Here is a 19,743-nt window from a genome sequence, read left to right as displayed (position 1 = left end):
GCGTAGGCAGTGCGCGCCGTCTACTACTTACCGATCACATCGATAGCGACGGTTGCCGTTTTGGGCGGCATGCATTGCTGCTGGTCGCAGGCCTGATAGCGAAGCTTTGCTTCGACGAGGTGATCACCCGGAGCTGCGGTGATGCGGGCCTGGATGGCGAAGTCGCCTGTGTAGACGCTGAGTTTGCTTTGAGGCTCTGCGGGAAGCGTGAAGTCGGTTCCCTGCGGGTAAGTCGCGGCGTCCAGTTTGACGCCGGATTCCGCGGGAATGCTAAGCGCGGTTGGGATGAGAGATTCGTCTTTGGGTGAGTGCGAGTTAACGTGCAGGCCGGGTGCGACACGGAAGTGAAGCACAACCGCTGTGGACTTGCCTGCGTGAGCGGTAATCTGCTCAGGATAGAGGTACTGAACGGGTTCCTGCTTGAGTGGAAGGCGTTCAGGTTTGTCGAGCTGAACAGACTGGCTGGGGGATTGTGCCGCTGTGCCGAAGACGGCTGCGGTGCAAAGTACCCCAAGCCATGCGCGCCGTGTGAGCAACATTACTTCCCTGCCTGAGCTGTAGTGTCTGCGAGAGCCTTCTTAATCTTGCCTTCGATTTCGTCCTTGGAGACGATGCCGGTCTGCGTGGCGACGATGATGCCGTTGCGATCGACGTAGAAGGATGAGGGCATCGCGTCGAGGCCGCCGTAGTCCTTGCTGATGCTGTCACCATTGATGAGCACGGGATATTGCATGTGCATCTGCTGGGCGAACTTGCTGATGGCGGCTTTGTCCTTGGCCCAGGCATCCTTGTCGTCGTCGGTGAGGTTATCGGCTTCAGAGGAGATGCCGAGGATTTCGAAGCCTTTGGACGCGTATTGGTCGCGCAATTCGACGAGCCAGGGGGTTTCAAGCTTGCAGGGACCGCACCAGGTGGCCCAGAAGTTGATGAGCACGGCTTTACCCTTGTAGTCAGCGAGCGAGACTTTTTTGCCGTTGAGGTCCTGGAGGGTGAATTTGGGCGCGGGCTTGTTGAGCAGCGGCGAGGGCGGGCCGTCGTCGCCGCCGATGACGAGTTCGGGCGGCATGGTGGCGGCCATAACTTTATCCGCGGCCTGACGGCGGTACTCGAAGTTGGCCCAGCCTGCCCAGGCAAAGCCGGCGAAGACGAAGAGCGTGATGCCGAGGACGATTGTGTTGCGTTTCACTCGATTGAACCTCGCGGGGTTGATCCCTCTATTCCATTGTAAGGTGCGGGAGATTGGGAACGGTAGAATGGATAACCGATGCGACAAAAGAATGACAAGGATCGTGCGGACGAGCGAATGACACCTGCTGATCTGGTGCGGACGGAGGCGGCGGCGCTGACGGCGCTTGCGGAGCGCCTGGATGGGCTCATGGCTGAGCCGTTTTCACGGGCAGTGGAGCTGGTTTTGCGCTGCGGGACGGCGAATGGGCGTGTTGTGGTGACCGGCATGGGCAAGAGCGGGATTATTGCGCAGAAGATCGCGGCGACGCTCAGCTCGACGGGATCGCCGGCGCTGTTTCTACATCCGGCAGAGGCGGTGCATGGAGACCTGGGCGTTCTGATGGCGGGGGATGTGGTGATTGCGCTCTCCGCGAGCGGCGAGACAGAGGAGATTCTGCGGCTGCTGCCGGTGCTGAAGCGGAAAGGCGATGCGCTGGTGAGCTTTTGCTGCGATCTGGGCTCGACGCTGGCCGAGGCGAGCGATGTGGCGCTGGACTGTGGTGTGGAGCGCGAGGCATGTGGGATGAACCTGGCACCGACGGCCAGCACGACGGCAATGTTGGCGCTGGGAGACGCGCTGGCGATTGCGGTGAGCTTGCGGAAGGGATTCAAGCCGGAGGATTTTGCCGATCTGCATCCCGGCGGCAAGCTGGGCAAGAAGCTGGCAAAGGTTCGCGAGTTGATGCATGCGGGCGATGCGGTGCCGGTGGTGACGCCGGGGACGCCGATGACGGATGTGATTTACGAGATGTCATCGAAGAAGCTGGGGATTGCGACCGTGCAGGAGAATGGGAAGCTGCGGGGCGTGATCAGTGATGGCGATCTGCGACGGCTGCTGGAGCGCGAGGGCGGCGCGGCGCTGAGCAGGACGGCGGGCGAGGCGATGCATGAGCAACCGGCGACGATTGCGGCGGAGGAGCTGGCGGCGCGCGCGCTGGCGATTATGGAAGAGCGGAAGATTACTTCGCTGGTTGTGGTGGATGATGCTGGGCGTGTGGAAGGCGTGGTGCATCTGCATGATTTGTGGGGGATGGAGTTGATTTGACTTAGCTCGTCAAAAGCCCCGTTGGGGGACTAGAGACGCCATCATGTCTAAGTCCACATCGAGAATTACTGAGTGATCCGGATTCGCAGTTTCATAGTGAACTAGAACTTGCTTACCTTTAACTTCGCGAATGAACTCGTTGGCACTGTCTTCTGACGGGAAATAACGTAGGTAGGTCCCTGAACGATACTCGTCAACGAAATAGCTATAGGTAATCTCTGCAACAACATTTCGTCTACCTTCACGGCTAACTGTCGCGCTAAAAATCGTCGCTTCAGTAGTTGGCCAGCCCTCAAGTGCCTTTCGTTGCCGACGGGCTTGATATATCTTCTGGATAAAATAAGCTGCAACCGTTCCTGGGATAATCCCAAATATCTTCAGGAAGTTCACAACCCCCCAGAAAATCAGTGGCCAAGAAATGTGTTGCTGAATCATGAAATTGAGTATGCCACAGGTGGTTGGCAAGATTGACACACAGCCGCAACCGGCCTACGCTTGCAGTATGCGAATCGAGCTTACCCAAGCCGAGCTGATGGCGCGCCGCTCCTCCAAAGTGCGACCTCCCCGCCCTTGCGTCCTAGCCCAGTAGTGCCCAGTAAAATAATCCCTGACTCAGTTGTTTCTACGCGCCATTGAACTGGCGGGAAAGTTTGCGCGTTTTTCTATGCATCGTTGGTCGAAGCTTTTTATTCCTACTCTTCGCGAGGCCCCGGCGGATGCCGAAGTGGCCAGCCACAAATTTCTTCTGCGTGCGGGCTATATTAGGCAGCTTGGCGCGGGGATTTACAACTATCTCTTTCTCGGGCAGCGGTCGCTGAACAAGATCATCGCCATTGTTCGCGACGAGATGGACAAGATTGGTCAGGAGTTTCTGCTGCCGGGGATTCTGCCGAAGGACCCGTGGGTGGAGAGCGGACGCTGGACGGGCATGGGCGACAACATGTTCCGGCTGCAGGACCGCAAGGGCGCGGAGCTGTGCCTGGGCATGACGCACGAAGAGATCATGACGGGGATTGCACGAAATGAGCTGCGGAGCTATAAACAACTGCCGCAGATCTGGTACCAGATACAGACGAAGTATCGCGATGAGCCGCGGCCAAAGAGCGGATTGCTGCGTGTGCGGCAGTTCACGATGAAGGATTCGTATTCGTTTGACCTGAATGCGGCAGGGCTGGACACGAGCTATAAGCTGCACGATCAGGCATATCGCAATATCTTTACGCGGAGCGGACTCAAGTTTGTGGTCGTGGACGCGGATTCGGGCGCGATGGGCGGCTCGCAGTCGCAGGAGTTCATGGTGTACACGGATGCGGGCGAGGATTTGATTGTGAGCTGCCCGGTGTGCAGGTATGCGGCGAACCTGGAGAAGGCGACTTCGAAGCTTGAGCCGGTGACCGAGATGGAGCCGACGGGAGACGGTATGCCGGAGCTGGTGCATACGCCGGGTTGCGCGTCGATTGCGGATGTGGCGGCGTTTTTCAAGATTTCACCTGCTAGCGACATCAAGTGCGTGGCGTATATGGCGCTGAAGCATGGTGGGCCAGACTCGAAAAGCGGGAGCAAGCCGGACACATGGCATGGCGTGGCGACGTTTCTGCGGGGCGACCATCAGGTGAACGAAACGAAGCTGCTAGGTGCGATTGGCGCGGCAGAGCTGCGCACGATGCAGGCCGACGAGCTGGAAAAATATCTGCATGGACCGGCGGGGTACCTGGGGCCGGTGGGGTTACAGCATGATGCGAAGCCGCTGGGAGATGGACTGACAGTGATCGTGGATAAGTCACTTGAGGGCCGGAAGAACCTGGTGTGCGGTGCAAACAAGCTGGATTATCACCTGCGAAATGTGACGCCGGGGCGAGATTTTACGTGGACACTGAGCGCGGATATTCGCAGCGTGAACGAAGGTGAGGCTTGCCCCGTAGATGATTGTGACGGCAAGCTGGTTGTGGGCAAGGCCGTGGAGGTTGGACACATCTTCAAGCTGGGCGACAGATATACGGCATCGATGGGTGCGCGGGTGCTGGATGAGAACGGCAAGGAAGTGACGCCGATCATGGGCTGCTATGGCATTGGCATTGAGCGCATTCTGACGGCCGCGATTGAGCAGTCCAACGATGCAAATGGGTTCTGGCTGCCGAGCACGATTGCGCCGTTCCAGGTGGTGGTGACGGTAACCAACATTGGCGATGCGGCGTTGAAAGAGACAGGCGAGAAGCTGGCTGTTGCTCTTGAAGATGCCGGAATCGACGTGGTGCTGGATGACCGGGACGAGCGGGCGGGCGTCAAATTCAAAGATGCCGACCTCGTCGGGATTCCGTACCGCATTAACGTGGGCAAGAAGGCGGCGAGCGGGTTGGTGGAACTGGTGTCGCGCGCGAAGGCACAGAGCACGGATGTGGCGCTGGATGCGGTTGTGCACGAGGTGAAGGCGCGGATTCAGGAAGAACAGCTATTGCTGAAAGCTGATTAGCTGTCAGCTATCAGCTTTCAGTGGTATTCGAGTGGATTAGATTAGAACGGCGAAGAAGCCAGGAACAGTTTCAAGGAGTAGCGATGGCGTTGAAGGTGAAAATTAAATCGATAGCGGGCAAGGGCTCGCTGACATCGCTGCTCTTGCGCATCCTATTGATCTGCGTTGCAGTAGTCGCGATTGTGGTGCTGACCGTGGGCGGCATTGTTTATTTCAAATACGGCAGCATTGTGGATACACGCCTTAAGCAACCGCTATTTACCGATACGGCGAAGATTTTTGCGGCTCCGCGCGAGGTTCGCATAGGACAGAAGCTGAGCGTAAGGCTGATTGCCGATGAACTGCGGCAGGCGGGCTACGCGGAGCAAGGTGTGCAAAAGGATTCACCGCTGGGAATGTATCGCGAGTCGGGCCAATCGATCACGGTGTATCCGGGACCGCAGTCCTATCACGCGCCGGACAATGCAACGATTCATGTGAGCGGTGGCGTGGTGGAATCCATGACGGATGACCATGGAGAGCAGCTTAGTAGTTACGAGCTGGAACCACTACTGATCACGGGGTTGAGCGAGGACGCCAACCGCACGAAGCGCAGACTGATTACATACGATGAAATTCCGCAGAACCTGGTGCATGCCGTACTTGCGATTGAGGACCGGCGGTTCTTTGAGCACAGTGGCGTGAACTACATCAGTATGGCGGGATGGGCGTGGCACGATCTCGTCGGCGATCGAAAGCATCGCGGTGGGGCTTCCACAATCACGATGCAGTTGGCAAAGCTGCTGTTTGTAGCCGACACGGGGACGATCCGGTATAAGATCACGCAGATCATGGTGGCCTTTCACCTGGAGCACCACTTTACGAAGCAGCAGATTTTTGAAGCGTATGCGAACCAGATTAACCTGGGCCAGCGAGGCAGTTTTTCAATTGACGGCTTTGGCGAGGCGGCGCAATCGTATTTCGGCAAGGACCTGCAGCAACTGGATCTGGCGCAGAGCGCGATGCTGGCGGGCATAGTTCAGCGGCCGAACTACTTCAACCCCTGGCGTCATGCGGATCGGACGATTGAGCGACGCAACCTGGTGCTGGATTCCATGGTGGAAACCGGCTCGATTACGAAGGATGAGGCGGAGCGCGCGAAGGCAGAACCGCTCAAGCTGGCCACCGGCAGCGTGGATGCGAGCGAAGCGCCGTACTTTGTGGACCTGGTGCATGAGCAACTGTTGGACAAGCTAGGCGACCGTGGCGCGAATCTGAATGGGCTGCGGATTTATACGACGCTCGATCCGGACTTGCAGCGTGCAGCTACCACGGCTGTTGAGAGCACAGTTCACCAAGTGGATGAGCAGGTAGACAAGAAGCACTCGAGGGACAAGAAGGCAGGCATAGCGTATCCGTATCCGCAGGTGGCGCTGGTGGCGCTGAATCCGCATACCGGACAAGTACTGGCGATGGTTGGCGGCAGGAGTTATGGAACATCGCAGCTGAATCATGCGACGGCGAAGCGGCCAACCGGCTCGATCTTTAAGCCGTTTGTGTATGCAGATGCTTTTGCCACGGCAATCGAAGGCACGATGCTTCCAGGCCAGGACAGATTGTTTTCGCCGGTCACGATGCTGAGCGATACGCAGTCAACGTACAACGTGGGTGGACAAAGTTATACGCCGCGCAACTTCGAGGGCGAGTACTACGGCGAAATCACGGCACGCTTCGCGCTGATGCGGTCGGACAACAATGCGACGATCAGCCTGGCATCGATGGTGGGGTTTGACCGTGTGGCCGCATTGGCACGTGCGGCAGGCGTGAAGAGCGCGCGAGGAACGCCGTCGATGGCCATTGGCACCTACGATGCAACACCGCTTGACATGGCAGGAGCTTACACGACATTTGCGAACAAAGGACTGCACATTGACCCGTGGATGCTGGCCAGCGTACGGGCATCTTCCGGCGATGTGATTTCGGACTATACGCCGACTTCAAAACAGATTCTCGATCCGCGTGCGGCCTTCCTGATTACAAGCATGATGCAGGATGTGCTGCGCGGTAAGGGTACTGGCGCGGCCGTACGCAGCATGGGCTTCATTTCGCCTGCGGCAGGCAAGACCGGAACGGATCACGATGCCTGGTTTGCGGGATACACGAGCAATTTGCTCTGCATTGTCTGGGTAGGCAATGACGACTACACGGACATCAAGCTGCAAGGCGCGGAAGCTGCTGCGCCAATCTGGGCGGCCTTTATGAAAAAGGCTGTGCAGCTGCCGCAATACTCGGACACGAAAGAGTTTTCAGCACCGGATGGCGTGCAGATTGTGAGCCTGGATAAAACCACGAACCTGCTTGCCGATGAAACCTGCCCGGATGATTATTCGGCTGCGTTCCTGAATGGTACTGCGCCTACCGATACGTGCGATCATCCGCCGGATAAGCGAAATATTTTTCAGAAGATATTTGGGCTGGGAAAATAAGCCGAGAAATTGAGCAGCACCTATTGCAATTCGCCACGCTGAGTTTCCGGCTGCGTCGCAAGTAGCGGAATGCGGCGAAGATTCATTCCGAGCGGGCCAGGATGAAAGCCCGCATCCATAAGAAAATGCGCGAGCGGGTGAGCGGCGATGGGCACGCCGTTTACGGTCGAGATCAACATACCGAGACGCTCGCCGGCATGCAGGCGCTGCTGACCGCGGGCGAAGAGAAAGTGTGCCAGGCCCTCGGCTACGTGCGTGCGGTCCGGCTCGTGGGTGGGCAAAAAGACGAGCAGGTTAGGATTGTCGCGGCGGAGCCATGCGATGAGCTCGCCGTTGCGAAGAATGACTTCTGCGTAGGCAGCGCGGGTGAGGATGCGCGGAGCAGATTCGGCATCCTGCTGCGCGACAGACGGGGTGGGCCAAGGCAGAACTGAACCATAGGGGTTGGCGGGATCGGTGGCGGCGATGTGTACAAATTCCGCTTTGTCGGGATCGGCAACGCTACGGAGTCGACGCAGGAGATCAACTGCGGATGGAAGTGCGAATTGCGTTGCGCCGAGACCGGCTACAAAGTAGCCGCGACGGATGCGGCCGCTTTCTTCAAGAGCCTTGAGGACGTCATAGACGGCGCTGAAGCCACCGGGGATATTTTCCGCGGATGCGTGCTCACGCATGAGAACACCATAGCGATGGAGCAGTTGCAGAGCGAGCGCGTGGCTGCGTTCCGTGGCGGAGTGCTGTGTTGTTGTGCGTGCGACAAGCGACCAGCGGCCCTGCGCTTCCGGCGGCGTGATGCGACGGGAGCGAAATGCGACGCCGGTGTGCGTCACGCGATGCGGGCGGGCGGTTTCCGGCGGGGCGATGTAGGCGCGGAGGGCGTGCAGTGAATCGTTGGTGACGAGGCCACGCCAGACGAGGTTCCAGAGTGCATCAATGGAGTCACCGGGGAAGCCGGAGCCGACGGCCTGGTGTAGCGGCTCAAAGAAGCTGGCGCCTGAGGATTCGAGCGCCGCAAGGAGGCCTTCTTCGCGCGGGGTGAGTGGCACGGATTGTTGATGCGGCTGGGCAAGCAGAGATAACTTGTCGGCGAGATAAAGCGCGACTCGTCCGTCCCGCGAGCCGAGCGATTCAACACCGATCCAAACGACTTCTCCGGCGGCGATGAGCGTGTCGAGCTGAGACGGATCGTAGTTAGTGACGCGGGCAGGCAGGATGGAGGATTCGAGCAACGACGCGGGTAGCGGCGCGCCCTGGAGGCTTTCGACGGCATCGAGAAGCGCATCGAGATTGCGGCGTGTATGCGTGAAGCCCTGCCAATGCGTAAGAAAGCGGGCGAATGTTGGCTGCGAGACAGGTTCTACTTCTCTGCGGAGGCGCGCAAGGGATTTCTGTCGGATGTGACGAAGGATTTCGGCATCGCACCACTCGCGGTGAATGCCGGAAGGACGGAATTCGCCTTCGAGGATGCGGCCCTCCTGCGCGAGCTGACGGAAGACAGGTTCGATCTGAGCGGTGTCTAGACCGAAACGAGCGGCAGCTTCACCCGTGGTGAACGGGCCATGCGTGCGGGCGTAACGACGAAGGAGTTCGAGAAGTGGCTGCGCGACTGGAGCAAGAAGTGAAGCAGGAATGCCTTTGGGCAGGCGAATGCTTAATGCGTCGCGGTATCGTGCGGCATCTTCAACGGCGATGAGACGCTGCTGGCCAGCGATGGGCAGCTCGATGAGGCGGCGTGCGCGCTGAAGCTTGTCTATGTGATCCAGAAGTTCTGGCGTAGCTACGCGTTGTGCGAGCTCCTTACGAGAGAGATCGCCGAGCTTGAGCAGCAGGTCGTGAATGCCATCGGCGGAGCGGGCGCGAGTGGTTTCCGTAAGGCATTGAGCTGAGGATTCCACTTCACGGATTGCATCCGGATCCAGCAGCTCTCGCAGGTCGGCGTCACCGAGCAGATCGCGAAGTTGATCCTGATCGATGGTGAGAGCCTGGGCGCGGCGTTCGGCGAGAGGCGCGTCGAGATCGTACAGGAAATTGGCAACGTAACTGAAGAGAAGCGAAGAGGCAAAGGGTGAGGGCTTGGGCGTGTCAACGACGTGGACACGGGTATGGCGCTGCTCAATTGAACGAAGAGTTTCAAGAAGCGCGGGCATGTCAAAGACATCGCGAAGACACTCGCGATACGTTTCGAGCAGAATGGGAAACGATGGATAGCGCGAGGCAACACTGAGCAAATCAAAGGATCGCTTGCGAAGTTGCCATAGCGGCGAGCGGCGGTTAATGTGTTTGCGTGGGAGAAGCAGAGCGCGGCCGGCAGCCTCGCGGAATCGCCCGGCGAATAGCGCGGTTGCACCGAGCTGATTGAGTACAAGCTGCATTGCCTCAGCCGGTGGAACGAGGAACCAGTCAGCATCGGGCGGCTCATCCGTGTCTGGGAAGCGCAGAACGAAGCCGTCATCGCCCCACATAGTTTCGACATCGGTGCGACCGGCTGCGCGGATTCGTGCGGCAACCGCCATGGCCCAGGGGATGTGAATGCGGCGGCCAAAAGGTGTGAGGACGCAGACGCGCCAGTCACCGAGCTCGTCGCGGGTGCGTTCAATGACGATAGTGCGATCATCCGGGACGGCACCCGTGGCGGCGTGCTGATCGTTGAGGAAGGAGATGAGGTTTTCCGCAGCTACGGGATCGAGATCGTGTTCGGCCACGAGCCGCGTCATTGCGGCGGGATGTGGCATTTCACGCAGCTCGCGGATGAGCGCGCCGATGCGAAGACCGAATTCAAGCGGACGGCCAGCGCCGTCGCCCTTCCAGAAAGGCATTTTGCCGGGTTCGCCGGGAGCGGGTTCGACGAGGACGCGGTCGTGGGTGATCTCCGCTATGCGCCAGGTGGATGCGCCTAGGATGAAGGTCTCATTAGTATGCGTCTCGAAGACCATTTCTTCATCGAGCTCGCCGACTCGAATGGGCTTGCCCGTATTATGCGCGAGGAAGACGCCGTAGAGGCCGCGATCCGGAATGGTTCCGGCGTTGAGAATGGCGATGCTGGCTGAGCCTTCACGGGGGGTGAGCATGTTGTGAATGCGGTCCCACGTTATACGCGGGCGAAGATCGGCGAATTCGTCGGAGGGATAGCGGCCACTGAGAAGATCAAGTACGCCTTCAAACGAAGATCGAGTTAAACCGGCAAAGGGCGCGGCGCTACGGACGAGATTGTAAAGAGTGTCAACGCTGATTTCCGGTTCGGCTGGTTTCTGACCGCGCGCGCGAGGCTGGGCCAAGGCGGGAGGAGCGGCGACTGTGGCGACGATTTGTTGCGCGAGGACGTCAAGAGGATTGCGCGGGTAGCGGGTGGATTCGATGTGACCTTCATGCATGGCGCGCGTGACGGCGGCGCAGGCGACGAGATCGGCGCGGAACTTGGGAAAGAGGATGCCTTCACTGATGGCATCGACCTGATGGCCGGCGCGACCGATGCGCTGCATGCCACTGGCGACGGAGGGCGGAGATTCAATCTGGATGACGAGATCGACTGCGCCCATGTCGATGCCGAGCTCAAGTGTTGAGGTTGCGCAGAGGGCTTTGATCTGACCGGCCTTGAGCTGTTCTTCAATGATTGCGCGCTGATCGGAGGCGAGCGAGCCGTGATGCGCTCGGACGAGAGGCTCGCCGGCGAGATCATTGATTGCGCCAGCGAGACGCTCGGCTGTCTGGCGGCTGTTGACGAAGATTATGGTGGACTGGCGCGGGCGAATCAGCTCCAGCAGACGCGGATGGATTGCGTTCCAGATAGAGATGCGACGTGGGGGTCGGGGTTCAGTACCGTCTGCAACGATTTCTGTTTCCTTGAGACGCGCCATGTCTTCCACTGGAACTTCAATGCGAAGCTTGAGGCGCTTGGGTGCGCTGGCATTGACGATGGTGACGGGGCGATAGCGAAGTGTGATGGGATCGGAGGTCTCGGCGGACCAATCGGATTCTGTAAACGCGGATTCGCTGGGGATGGGCGTGGCTGTTTCGACGCCACCGAGAAAGCAGGCTACTTCTTCAAGCGGACGCTGTGTGGCGGAGAGACCGATGCGCTGGAGAGGCGTTTGGACGATAGCCTCAAGGCGCTCCAAAGAGAGAGCGAGATGTGCGCCGCGCTTGGTTGGGACGAGGGCGTGAATTTCGTCGATGATGACCGTGTCGATGGTTCGGAGTGCCTCTGCCGCCTGCGAAGTGAGCATGAGGTAGAGCGATTCAGGCGTGGTGATGAGAATTTCAGCAGGATGACGGCGGAATTTTGCGCGTTCGCTGGATGGAGTGTCTCCCGTGCGGACGGCGATGGATGGCTCATGGAATGGAATGCCGGCATTGCGTGCTGCTTCGGCGATTCCGGCAAGGGGCGTGCGGAGATTGCGCTCTACATCGACGGCGAGGGCTTTGAGGGGAGAGACATAAAGAATGCGAGTGCCTTCTGCGCGACTCTCCGGTTGCGGATGCAGCATGAGGCGGTCCAAGCACCAGAGAAAAGCAGTGAGGGTTTTGCCGCTGCCGGTGGGCGAGAGGATGAGGGCACTTTCGCCGCGCGCGATTACGGGCCAGCCGATGCGTTGTGGGGCGGTTGGCTGGCCGTAGGCGCGCTGGAACCACTCTGCGGTGATGGGATGGAAGCAGGCGAAAGGGTCCGTGCCAGGCTCTGCTGCGGGATTGCGCGGGCGGCGGGCCATGCCAGTTCAGGATACGCCTTGGCATCCTATCCCTTCGGCGACTCATACCGAAGGGACGGGCCATCCATACTATTCGTCGTAATGCAGGAGGCTGAAGACGTCGTGCCCCTGGAAGCGCTCGCGTCCCTTAAGAAAATCAAGTTCGACTGCAAAGGCAAGGCCGGCAATTTCGCCACCGAGCTGCTGCACTAGCTTGACGGTGGCCTCCATGGTGCCGCCGGTGGCGAGCAGATCATCGACGAGTACGACACGCTGGCCGCGCTCGATAGCGTCTAGATGGATTTCGAGCGAGTCCGTGCCATATTCGAGGTCGTACGTGACGCGGGCCACGGGAGCGGGAAGCTTGCGGGGCTTGCGGACGGGGACGAAGCCAGCGTTAAGCCGGTAGGCGAGTGCGGGCCCAAAGATGAATCCGCGGGCCTCAATGCCAAGAACGAGATCGATTTTGCGTTCAATATAATGCGCGGCCAGCGCGTCAATGAGCTGAGCGAAGCCGGTCTTGTCTTTGAGCAGCGTGGTGATGTCGTAAAAGAGAATGCCAGGCTTGGGAAAATCGGGGACAGTACGAACAAGAGCCTTGAGGGCTTCTACATTAATGGATTTCGATGTGTCGGACATGATGCGCCGGCGGCTCCTTGAGCGAGTGTGTGGAAGAGACCAATGGGATCGAGCCGACTTCCCTTTTGATTATAAAAGCTGGGACAGGGTTACCATGCGCCTTGAATGCGGAAGGCGTCGAGCGAGGCGGCTTCGCTCTCATCGAGCGTGTGCTCCAGAATATTGTCTACGCGACTGCCGCGCGAGCCGCGACGAAGACTGGCGCGCAGATCATTGAGATCTTCTGTCTCGCCGGCGACAACAACTTCCACATCACCCTCTTCTGTATTGCGGACCCAGCCGCGAAGATTCAGCTCGCTAGCCTCACGGTGAACAAACCAGCGAAAGCCAACGCCCTGTACGCGGCCACGGATAAGAAAATGAAGCACCATACAACGAGTTTGGCAGACGCGGAGGACGGAAGGCAAGAGCGAGACTATGTGACAAAAAGAACGCTTGACACAGATTCGCATTCGGGTTACTTTGCAATATAAAGTGAGTCTGCATGGATGATCTGAACAAAGCGCTTGCTGAGATTGGCAGTATTCGCAGGCAACTGGCCCGCAGCACAGAGTTTCGCGGGTATGGACCGGCAACTCTGGCGACAACTGCTGCGATTGCGCTGGCGGCGGCGTGCATACAAGCGCAGTGGGCTCCCGAGTCAGCGCATCATCTGGATCGCTATCTGAGCATCTGGCTTACGACGGCTGCGGTGTCTGCCGCGCTCATCGGCACGCAGATGATTACACGTGCGCAGCGAGTGCACTCCGGCATGGCAGATGAGATGATCCGGATCGCTGTGGAGCAGTTTCTGCCTTCGCTGGGCGCCGGCGTTCTACTGACTGTTGTGCTGGCGCGGTTCGTTCCCGGAGCGCTGTGGATGCTGCCCGGGCTGTGGCAGATCTGCTCTGGCATTGGCATCTTTTCTTCGTGCAGATTTTTGCCGCGGCCCATGCTGGCTGCGGGAGCGTGGTATCTACTCTGCGGTCTACTGTGCATTGCGCTGGGTGGGGAGCGCGCGTTGTCTCCGTGGGCTATGGGTATTCCCTACGGAGCGGGGCAACTGATTGTGGCCGGGGCACTGTTATTGAAAGCGCGAGAGGATGCGAATGAAGAATAAGCCAGTGCGCAAGACAGAACAAAAGAACGAAGCCCCCTTTGCCTATGAAGGGTTGGACCGCGTAATTCATGAGCGGGCGCGGCTTGGGATTCTGACTTCACTGATGACACATCCCAAGGGGCTTAGCTTTGGCGATCTGAAGCAGCTGTGTGCGCTGACGGACGGCAACCTGAGCCGGCACCTTAGCGTGCTGGAGGCGGAAGGCATTGTGGAGACGACGAAGGACGTGGAGCGGAACCGGCCGCTGACGTTGTGCCGCATCACTACGCCGGGGCGCAAGCGGTATGTGGAATATTTGACTACGTTGGAGCAGGTAGTGCGGGATGCGGCGGCAAGCAGCACTGAGCAGCAGGCGGGTATCCGCGACCTGATGCCGTCGAGGGCATAAAAAATTTGCAGGATTACTTTGCAATACAAAGTAACAACCAAAGGAGGCAGAATGGGCACAGTGATTGAAGATGCTTTGAATTTACAGTCCGCTTCGAAACAACGTTCCATGGGCATAAAACTGATTGTGATTTGCGTGCTAGCGCTGTTGATGAATATTCCGGGATTCTTTGTTCAGGGGCTTCTTGATGATCGCATCCACAACAATTCGCCGGTCATTCAACATCCTGATGGCAGCTCGACCTTTGCCACTGTTGACTATTACCAGTCTGTCGGCCGGTCGCTGAAATACATTCTGCTGTTCGAGGGCCTTGTGTTTCTTACTTACTTTACCTTTGAGGTGACAGGCCGAAAGCGGATGCATGCGGCGCAGTATGTCTTGGTCGGGGTGGCACAGGTCATTTTTTACCTGCTGTTACTGTCGCTAGCCGAAAAGATTGGGTTCGATTATGCCTTTCTTATTGCGGGTGGGGCTACGGTAATGCTGCTGTCTACTAATGCGGGCTGGATCTTTGCGAGTCGTATCCAGGGACTGAGGGCTTTCGCTATTTTCTCACCACTATATGGGCTGATTTATGTTCTTCTTCGGCTAAAGGACTATGCGTTGCTGGTTGGCTCTGTTGCCAGCTTTGCTGCTGTGGCCGCGGTGATGTACTTTACGCGGCGGATTGACTGGTATAGCTCGCTGCCGGTGCCGGATGGATCGACTGATACGGGGATGTCGCCTGTTCCGAAGAGCGCTTCATAGCGCCGCCGCGCGCTACACTGAAGGCAATGATCTTTGTGCTGGATAACTACGACTCGTTTACTTACAACCTTGTTCAGTACCTTGGCGAGCTGGGCGCGAAGGTGGAGGTTCGGCGGAACGACGAGCTGACTGTGGATGAGGTGGAAGCGCTCAAGCCCGAGCGCATTCTGCTCTCGCCGGGGCCGTGCACGCCGCGTGAGGCGGGGATCCTGGTGCCGCTGATCCAGCGCATGGCGGGTAGGGTTCCGATCTTTGGCGTTTGCCTGGGGCATCAGGCGATTGGTGAGGCGTTTGGCGGCGACGTGGTGCGGGCGCGCAAGCTGATGCACGGCAAGACGAGCGATGTGACGCACGACGGGCGTGGCATCTTTGCAGGACTGCCGACGCCGCTGACGTGCACTCGGTATCACTCGCTTGTGGTGGCGGAGGAGACACTGCCCGCAGAGCTCGAAGTGACGGCGCGGACGGGCGAAAGCAATGGAAACGGCACGGTCATTATGGGCTTGCGGCATCGGTCGCTGCCTGTCGAAGGCGTGCAGTTTCACCCGGAGAGCGTGCTGACCGAGGGCGGTCGCCAGATGATTCGCAATTTTCTGGGGATGTGAATCTCCAATGATGGCTAACCAAGCTATGTGCTATCCCAGGTCTCAAAAACGAGACCTGGGGCACCCGGCGTTCCTAGTGCTGCTTGCCTTTGGCTTGATTGGCGCGTGCGGGGCGCAGGAGGCGGCGAGCACCGCGCCGATTGCGATTGTCCCTGTTGATTCCTCTACCAATGTGACGGGGGCGCTGCAGATTACTGCGGGCAAGGCGTTGATTGGCGCGAGCGGGAGTGTGACCGCGGGCGCGAAGACGACGGAAGTGATTCTTCCGCATCGCGGGGTGCTGCGCGTATGCGCTTCTACAACGGTGAAGCTGACTTCTGACACCAGTGTGCCGACGGGCGAGACGCCGGGGCTGATGATGGGGCTCGACCGTGGGGCGCTGGAAGCGAGCTTTGCCACGGGACAGAATGCCGATGTGCTGCAGACGCCGGATTTTCGGATCCTGATCAGTGGGCCGGGTGCCGCGGAGGTCAAGGTTCGGCTGGGCGAGCATGGCGACACGTGCGTGGACAATGCCGGTGTGAGTGCGCCATACGTGCTGGTGAGCAGCGTCTTTGAGGGCGGTGCGTATCGTGTGCAGGCTGGTGAGAGAGTGATGTTTCAGCATGGCAGTGTGCATGAGGTTGTGACGGGCGAGAAGGAATCGTGCGGCTGTCCGCCTGCGGCGAATCCAGACGTGCAGCCTGGGACAAATGAGTTTCCGCTGGCGGCTAGCGAGGGGCTTAGCTCAATGCCGCCGCCGGTTGGCACCACTCCGCAGGGCGGGATGCAGAGCAAGGGCCCTGACGCGGCGACGGTGACGATGGAGCATAGTGCTGCGACGGTGACGCCGGAGCAGCAGGAGAAGGCTGAGCTGCCTCAGGCTGCACCAGCGCCTGCTGTGGTTCCGGATCAGACTCCGCCAGCGCCGCAGAAGCCTGCAAAGAAGTCGCGGGGATTCTCTGCGCGGGTATGGAACTTCTTCCGGCGGCTGTTTGGCGCGGAGTAGAGCCTATTCACGGCGGCTTGCGCTACTGGGCTTTTGATGGAGCCTGTACTTGTGTTGCGGGCTGTGGAGGCTGCGTGCCCTGCTGTTGGATCGATGCGGGCTGAGGCTGAGCCGGCGCCTGAGCAGGCTTTGCAAAGTAAAAGTTGACGATGATGGTCAGGATTCCAGCTACTTCCGCCACTGTGGCGCCACCGAGCCATTTGACGAAGGCAACGTCCAGCGTGAGCTGACCCGAGCCCCACAGGAGGATGATGGCGAAGGTGGTTGTGGTTGCCAGCACGAAGAGGCTTGTGAGCGTGATGGCAATGAAGACGCCAGGATCCGTAGCCTTCGTGGTCCACATGAAGATAAAGCCGTTGGCCGCGAGGATGATGAGCACAACGCCGATGAGGATGAAACCGAGCCAGTGGAGGAACTTCATTCAATACCCCCTGAAGTGTCTAAGAAAAAGCTTTTGAATTCAGGGAATGGTACTGCAAAGTACCGGAAAGACTGAAGAAAATTCTTGTCCCGGTTTAGTTTTGAGAGCGGAAGGGCGCAGGTTCGTGATTAGAATTGATTTCGTCTCACATTGAGAGACGCGTTCGATATGATACTTTTCTGGTAACTTATTTAGTTACTGATATATGCAGGGATTTTAGTCTAGCTTTACAGATTCTGTGAGGGGAGGGGATGGGGTATGAGTTCCCTTTACCTTCGCCCCCTGCTTATCGAGTGCTATGGCCGCGAGAATCGACAAAACACGAAGACCCGAATCCGGAAGCGGATTCAGGCCGTTGTTTTTTCCGCTGATTTTGAGTAGAGCATAAATGGGGGTAATTCTACGCAAAGTATTTGAAGGGAGAAGACGGTACGGAAGGACATTGGACTTTGGTAATGGGGAAAGACAGGGGCGATGAGGACTGAGGGACTAAAAAACAAAAGCAGGTCCGAAACTCCCGTCTCGCAATACGGATCACTTCTGATAAGCCTACTTCTCGTTACTAATTGGAAGTCATGCCCGGATTAGTATCGATAAACGCCGATAGCTCAAATCGCTCTAAGAGAGGGCCGCAGGATGCGAAAAGGGTTTACGAGAAGACCAAAAGTAGAGGAGCCCGTGGCGAACCACGGCAAAAACTACATCACTCCAGGCGGGATCGAACGCCTGAAAGATGAGCGCCATTTTTTGCTCACCAAGGATCGCCCGGCCGTGGTGGAGGTGGTGGCATGGGCTGCGGGCAATGGCGATCGCAGTGAAAACGCCGACTATCAGTACAGCAAGCGACGACTGCGGCAGATCGATGGACGGGTTCGCTTCCTGACAAAACGCATCGAAGCCGCAGAGGTGATAGATCCGGAAGCTCCGAGAACGGGGCAGCGGGAGACAAGGGCGTTCTTTGGAGCCACCGTGCGCTATGCGAATGCCGCGGGGGCAGAGCGGGTGGTGAGCATCGTCGGCACAGATGAAGTCAATCTCGACCGCAACCACATCAGTTGGGCCTCACCCCTGGGACGCGCATTGATGAGAGCGGCAGAAGACGATGAAGTGTTTCTTCATGCGCCAGGCGGCACTGAAACTCTGACCGTGCTGGAAGTGCGGTACGAGCGCATCTCCGTAGAACCGTTCCACGTACCATCTGGCGATCAAGTCTCGACAAAGGGACTTGATCGCTGACACTCAACGAGCGAAGCTATCGTCTCCTGAACGGTGAAAAAGTTGAGTGCTGATAAACGCGCTTCGCGGTAGCGCCCGCCCGGCCAGATCAACTTTCGATAAGGCGACATAATCGTTACTAATCCGATGTCATGAGTGAATGGTGATTTCGCACGAGCTGCACGAGCTGGCCCGGTTCACCTGAGGAACTCAACTCTACCGCCTTTTCCGAATCGCAGGAATAATTGTTCTTTTTAGACCATTTTTTGGCATACGGGTCAGCCGACACTGGATACTGGTGGAGTCAGGTGCTTTCAATGCAAACGCTAGCGATTCACTACACCGTCAGTCTGGTCATCGTTTCCGTCTTGATCTCAATCGGTGCGTCGTTCGCTGCATTGTCGTTGTCGGACCGAGTGAGGGCGGCAACAACTATTGGTCCTCGCCGTTTCTGGCTGACGAGCGGTTCCGTCGCGATGGGCGTCGGAATCTGGTCGATGCACTATCTCGGAATGCTGGCCGTGACGCTGCCTGTGCCCATTTTTTACTTCTGGCCGACCGTGCTGCTTTCAATGTTGCTTGCGATCGCGGCCTCCAGCGTTGCCCTGAGCGTTGTGAGCGGAGAGAGGCTTACGACGCGCCGCTTGCTGGGGGGCGGCTCGATGATGGGCGCGGGGATAGGGGCCATGCACTACACCGGCATGGCGGCGATGCGCTCCAACGCCATGGAGCACTACAATCCCTGGATTGTTGCTCTCTCCGTCATTGCCGCCGCCGGGTTCTCGTGGCTGGCTTTATGGATCGCGTTCGTCCCCCGCAGGAGTAAGCAAAACGAGACCAGAATGCGGATTGCAGCCAGCGTCGTAATGGGCCTGGGAATCGCTGCGATGCACTATATCGCCATGGTCGGGGTTCACTTCACCTTGACCACCATACAATTCTCGATGGCGGGAACAGTAAGGGTGGATCGACTGGGCCAGTCTGTTATCGCAGTCGTTACCGGGTTGATCCTCCTGGCGGCGTTTGGTACCGCAACTTTGGACAAGTGGAGGTTTCAGGACTTACAGAAGGCTCACAAAGAATTGATGCAGGCACAGGACGCTTTACTGGCAACCCAGGAGGAGCTTCGCGAGGCGAATGCCATGCTCAATGAGCTCTCCGTCCGCGACGGACTGACCGGGCTCTACAACCGGCGTCACTTCGACGCTGCGCTGGACGCAGAATTGCGCCGGGCAGCGCGGAATTTGAAACCGATTTCGTTATTGATGATTGATGTGGACTGCTTTAAAGCCCTCAACGACGGCTATGGACACCAGCGTGGAGACGACTGCTTGCGAAAAGTGGCGTGCGTGCTGGCCGAGCATCCGCGTCGAGGATACGACGTTGTAGCGCGATATGGGGGAGAGGAGTTTGTCTTTCTACTGCCCGATGCCGACTCCTACGCCGCACGAGCCGCTGCGGAGTCCATTCGCCATGCAGTGCAAGAGTTGAAGATCGAAAACTATGGCTCAACGGTAGGTAATGTAGTGACTGTGAGCATTGGTGTCTGCTGTGATCACCCGCACGTCTACGACGAGTCAGGGCAATTCATCCGCAAGGCGGATGCAGCACTCTACGCTGCGAAGCGCCTCGGCAGAAACCGCGTAGAAGTCGCAACTGAATTTCCAGTGCCGGCTTAGCTATCTGCTAGTGGGTCCACCGACGGCCAGAGAAGTTAGCTTTTCGATCAATTCAACTCCCGATTGGTGA

At 58.3% G+C, this 19,743-nt stretch carries 17 protein-coding genes; 10 read left to right on the top strand and 7 right to left on the bottom strand.

Annotated elements, in window-relative coordinates:
- Positions 1–23: 23 nt before the first annotated feature.
- The gene (locus VO84_RS19545) at positions 24–539 is read right to left on the bottom strand and encodes a protein-disulfide reductase DsbD domain-containing protein (protein ID WP_058189471.1); all 516 of its coding nucleotides are present in this window, start codon (positions 537–539) and stop codon (positions 24–26) included.
- Positions 539–1,186: a TlpA disulfide reductase family protein gene (locus VO84_RS19540; RefSeq protein ID WP_058189470.1), complete on the bottom strand. Its 648-nt coding sequence runs from the start codon at positions 1,184–1,186 to the stop codon at positions 539–541. Before VO84_RS19540 ends, VO84_RS19545 begins: the two co-directional genes overlap by 1 nt.
- 78 nt (positions 1,187–1,264) lie before the next feature.
- Between VO84_RS19540 and VO84_RS19535 the strand changes: the two genes are divergently transcribed.
- Positions 1,265–2,272 (top strand): KpsF/GutQ family sugar-phosphate isomerase, encoded by a 1,008-nt coding sequence (locus VO84_RS19535; protein WP_157440020.1) that lies wholly within the window; start codon positions 1,265–1,267, stop codon positions 2,270–2,272.
- 9 nt (positions 2,273–2,281) lie between these two features.
- Here the strand turns inward: VO84_RS19535 and VO84_RS19530 are convergent, their stop codons facing one another.
- On the bottom strand, positions 2,282–2,707 hold the full coding sequence (locus tag VO84_RS19530; RefSeq protein WP_058189469.1) for a DUF3592 domain-containing protein: 426 nt from the start codon (positions 2,705–2,707) through the stop codon (positions 2,282–2,284).
- 229 nt (positions 2,708–2,936) lie between these two features.
- Between VO84_RS19530 and VO84_RS19525 the strand changes: the two genes are divergently transcribed.
- Positions 2,937–4,742, top strand: a complete 1,806-nt coding sequence (locus tag VO84_RS19525; protein ID WP_058189468.1) for a proline--tRNA ligase — start codon at positions 2,937–2,939, stop codon at positions 4,740–4,742.
- A gap of 83 nt (positions 4,743–4,825) precedes the next feature.
- Positions 4,826–7,207, top strand: coding sequence for a transglycosylase domain-containing protein (locus VO84_RS19520; RefSeq protein WP_058189467.1), 2,382 nt, complete (start codon positions 4,826–4,828; stop codon positions 7,205–7,207).
- Positions 7,208–7,227: 20 nt separating this feature from the next.
- Here VO84_RS19520 and VO84_RS19515 read toward each other — a convergent pair whose 3' ends face one another.
- From VO84_RS19515 to VO84_RS19505, 3 genes are all read right to left on the bottom strand, one after another.
- Positions 7,228–11,913 (bottom strand): DNA glycosylase AlkZ-like family protein, encoded by a 4,686-nt coding sequence (locus tag VO84_RS19515; protein WP_058189466.1) that lies wholly within the window; start codon positions 11,911–11,913, stop codon positions 7,228–7,230.
- 69 nt (positions 11,914–11,982) lie between these two features.
- Positions 11,983–12,531: an adenine phosphoribosyltransferase gene (locus VO84_RS19510; RefSeq protein ID WP_058189465.1), complete on the bottom strand. Its 549-nt coding sequence runs from the start codon at positions 12,529–12,531 to the stop codon at positions 11,983–11,985.
- Between the two features lie 89 nt (positions 12,532–12,620).
- Positions 12,621–12,902 (bottom strand): acylphosphatase, encoded by a 282-nt coding sequence (locus VO84_RS19505; RefSeq protein ID WP_058189464.1) that lies wholly within the window; start codon positions 12,900–12,902, stop codon positions 12,621–12,623.
- A gap of 113 nt (positions 12,903–13,015) precedes the next feature.
- Here VO84_RS19505 and VO84_RS19500 point away from each other — a divergent pair, with 113 nt between their 5' ends.
- From VO84_RS19500 to VO84_RS19480, 5 genes are read left to right on the top strand one after another with little or no spacing between them, the layout of a single operon-like run.
- On the top strand, positions 13,016–13,630 hold the full coding sequence (locus VO84_RS19500) for a hypothetical protein (protein ID WP_058189463.1): 615 nt from the start codon (positions 13,016–13,018) through the stop codon (positions 13,628–13,630).
- Positions 13,620–14,018, top strand: coding sequence for a transcriptional regulator (locus VO84_RS19495; RefSeq protein WP_157440019.1), 399 nt, complete (start codon positions 13,620–13,622; stop codon positions 14,016–14,018). The genes VO84_RS19500 and VO84_RS19495 overlap by 11 nt, the downstream gene beginning before the upstream one ends.
- Positions 14,019–14,069: 51 nt before the next feature.
- Entirely contained in the window at positions 14,070–14,765 is a 696-nt protein-coding gene (locus VO84_RS19490) for an inner membrane CreD family protein (protein WP_082662219.1), read from the top strand.
- A 26-nt stretch (positions 14,766–14,791) separates the two neighbouring features.
- Complete coding sequence (locus VO84_RS19485; protein ID WP_058189462.1) at positions 14,792–15,370, top strand: anthranilate synthase component II; 579 nt, start codon at positions 14,792–14,794, stop codon at positions 15,368–15,370.
- Between the two features lie 7 nt (positions 15,371–15,377).
- Positions 15,378–16,358, top strand: coding sequence for a hypothetical protein (locus VO84_RS19480; protein ID WP_197414135.1), 981 nt, complete (start codon positions 15,378–15,380; stop codon positions 16,356–16,358).
- Positions 16,359–16,380: 22 nt separating this feature from the next.
- On the opposite strand, the gene VO84_RS19475 is transcribed toward VO84_RS19480, so the two are convergent.
- Entirely contained in the window at positions 16,381–16,779 is a 399-nt protein-coding gene (locus VO84_RS19475) for a hypothetical protein (protein ID WP_058189460.1), read from the bottom strand.
- 678 nt (positions 16,780–17,457) lie between these two features.
- On the opposite strand from VO84_RS19475, the gene greB reads away from it, so the two are divergent.
- Together greB and VO84_RS19465 are read left to right on the top strand one after the other, a co-directional pair.
- Complete coding sequence (gene greB / locus VO84_RS19470; RefSeq protein ID WP_231738099.1) at positions 17,458–18,015, top strand: transcription elongation factor GreB; 558 nt, start codon at positions 17,458–17,460, stop codon at positions 18,013–18,015.
- A gap of 296 nt (positions 18,016–18,311) precedes the next feature.
- The gene (locus VO84_RS19465; RefSeq protein WP_058189458.1) at positions 18,312–19,673 is read left to right on the top strand and encodes a diguanylate cyclase; all 1,362 of its coding nucleotides are present in this window, start codon (positions 18,312–18,314) and stop codon (positions 19,671–19,673) included.
- Positions 19,674–19,743: the final 70 nt, after the last annotated feature.

Source organism: Occallatibacter gabretensis (assembly GCF_001449115.1).
Classification (GTDB): domain Bacteria; phylum Acidobacteriota; class Terriglobia; order Terriglobales; family Acidobacteriaceae; genus Telmatobacter; species Telmatobacter gabretensis.
This window is presented reverse-complemented; position numbering and strand designations above follow the sequence as displayed.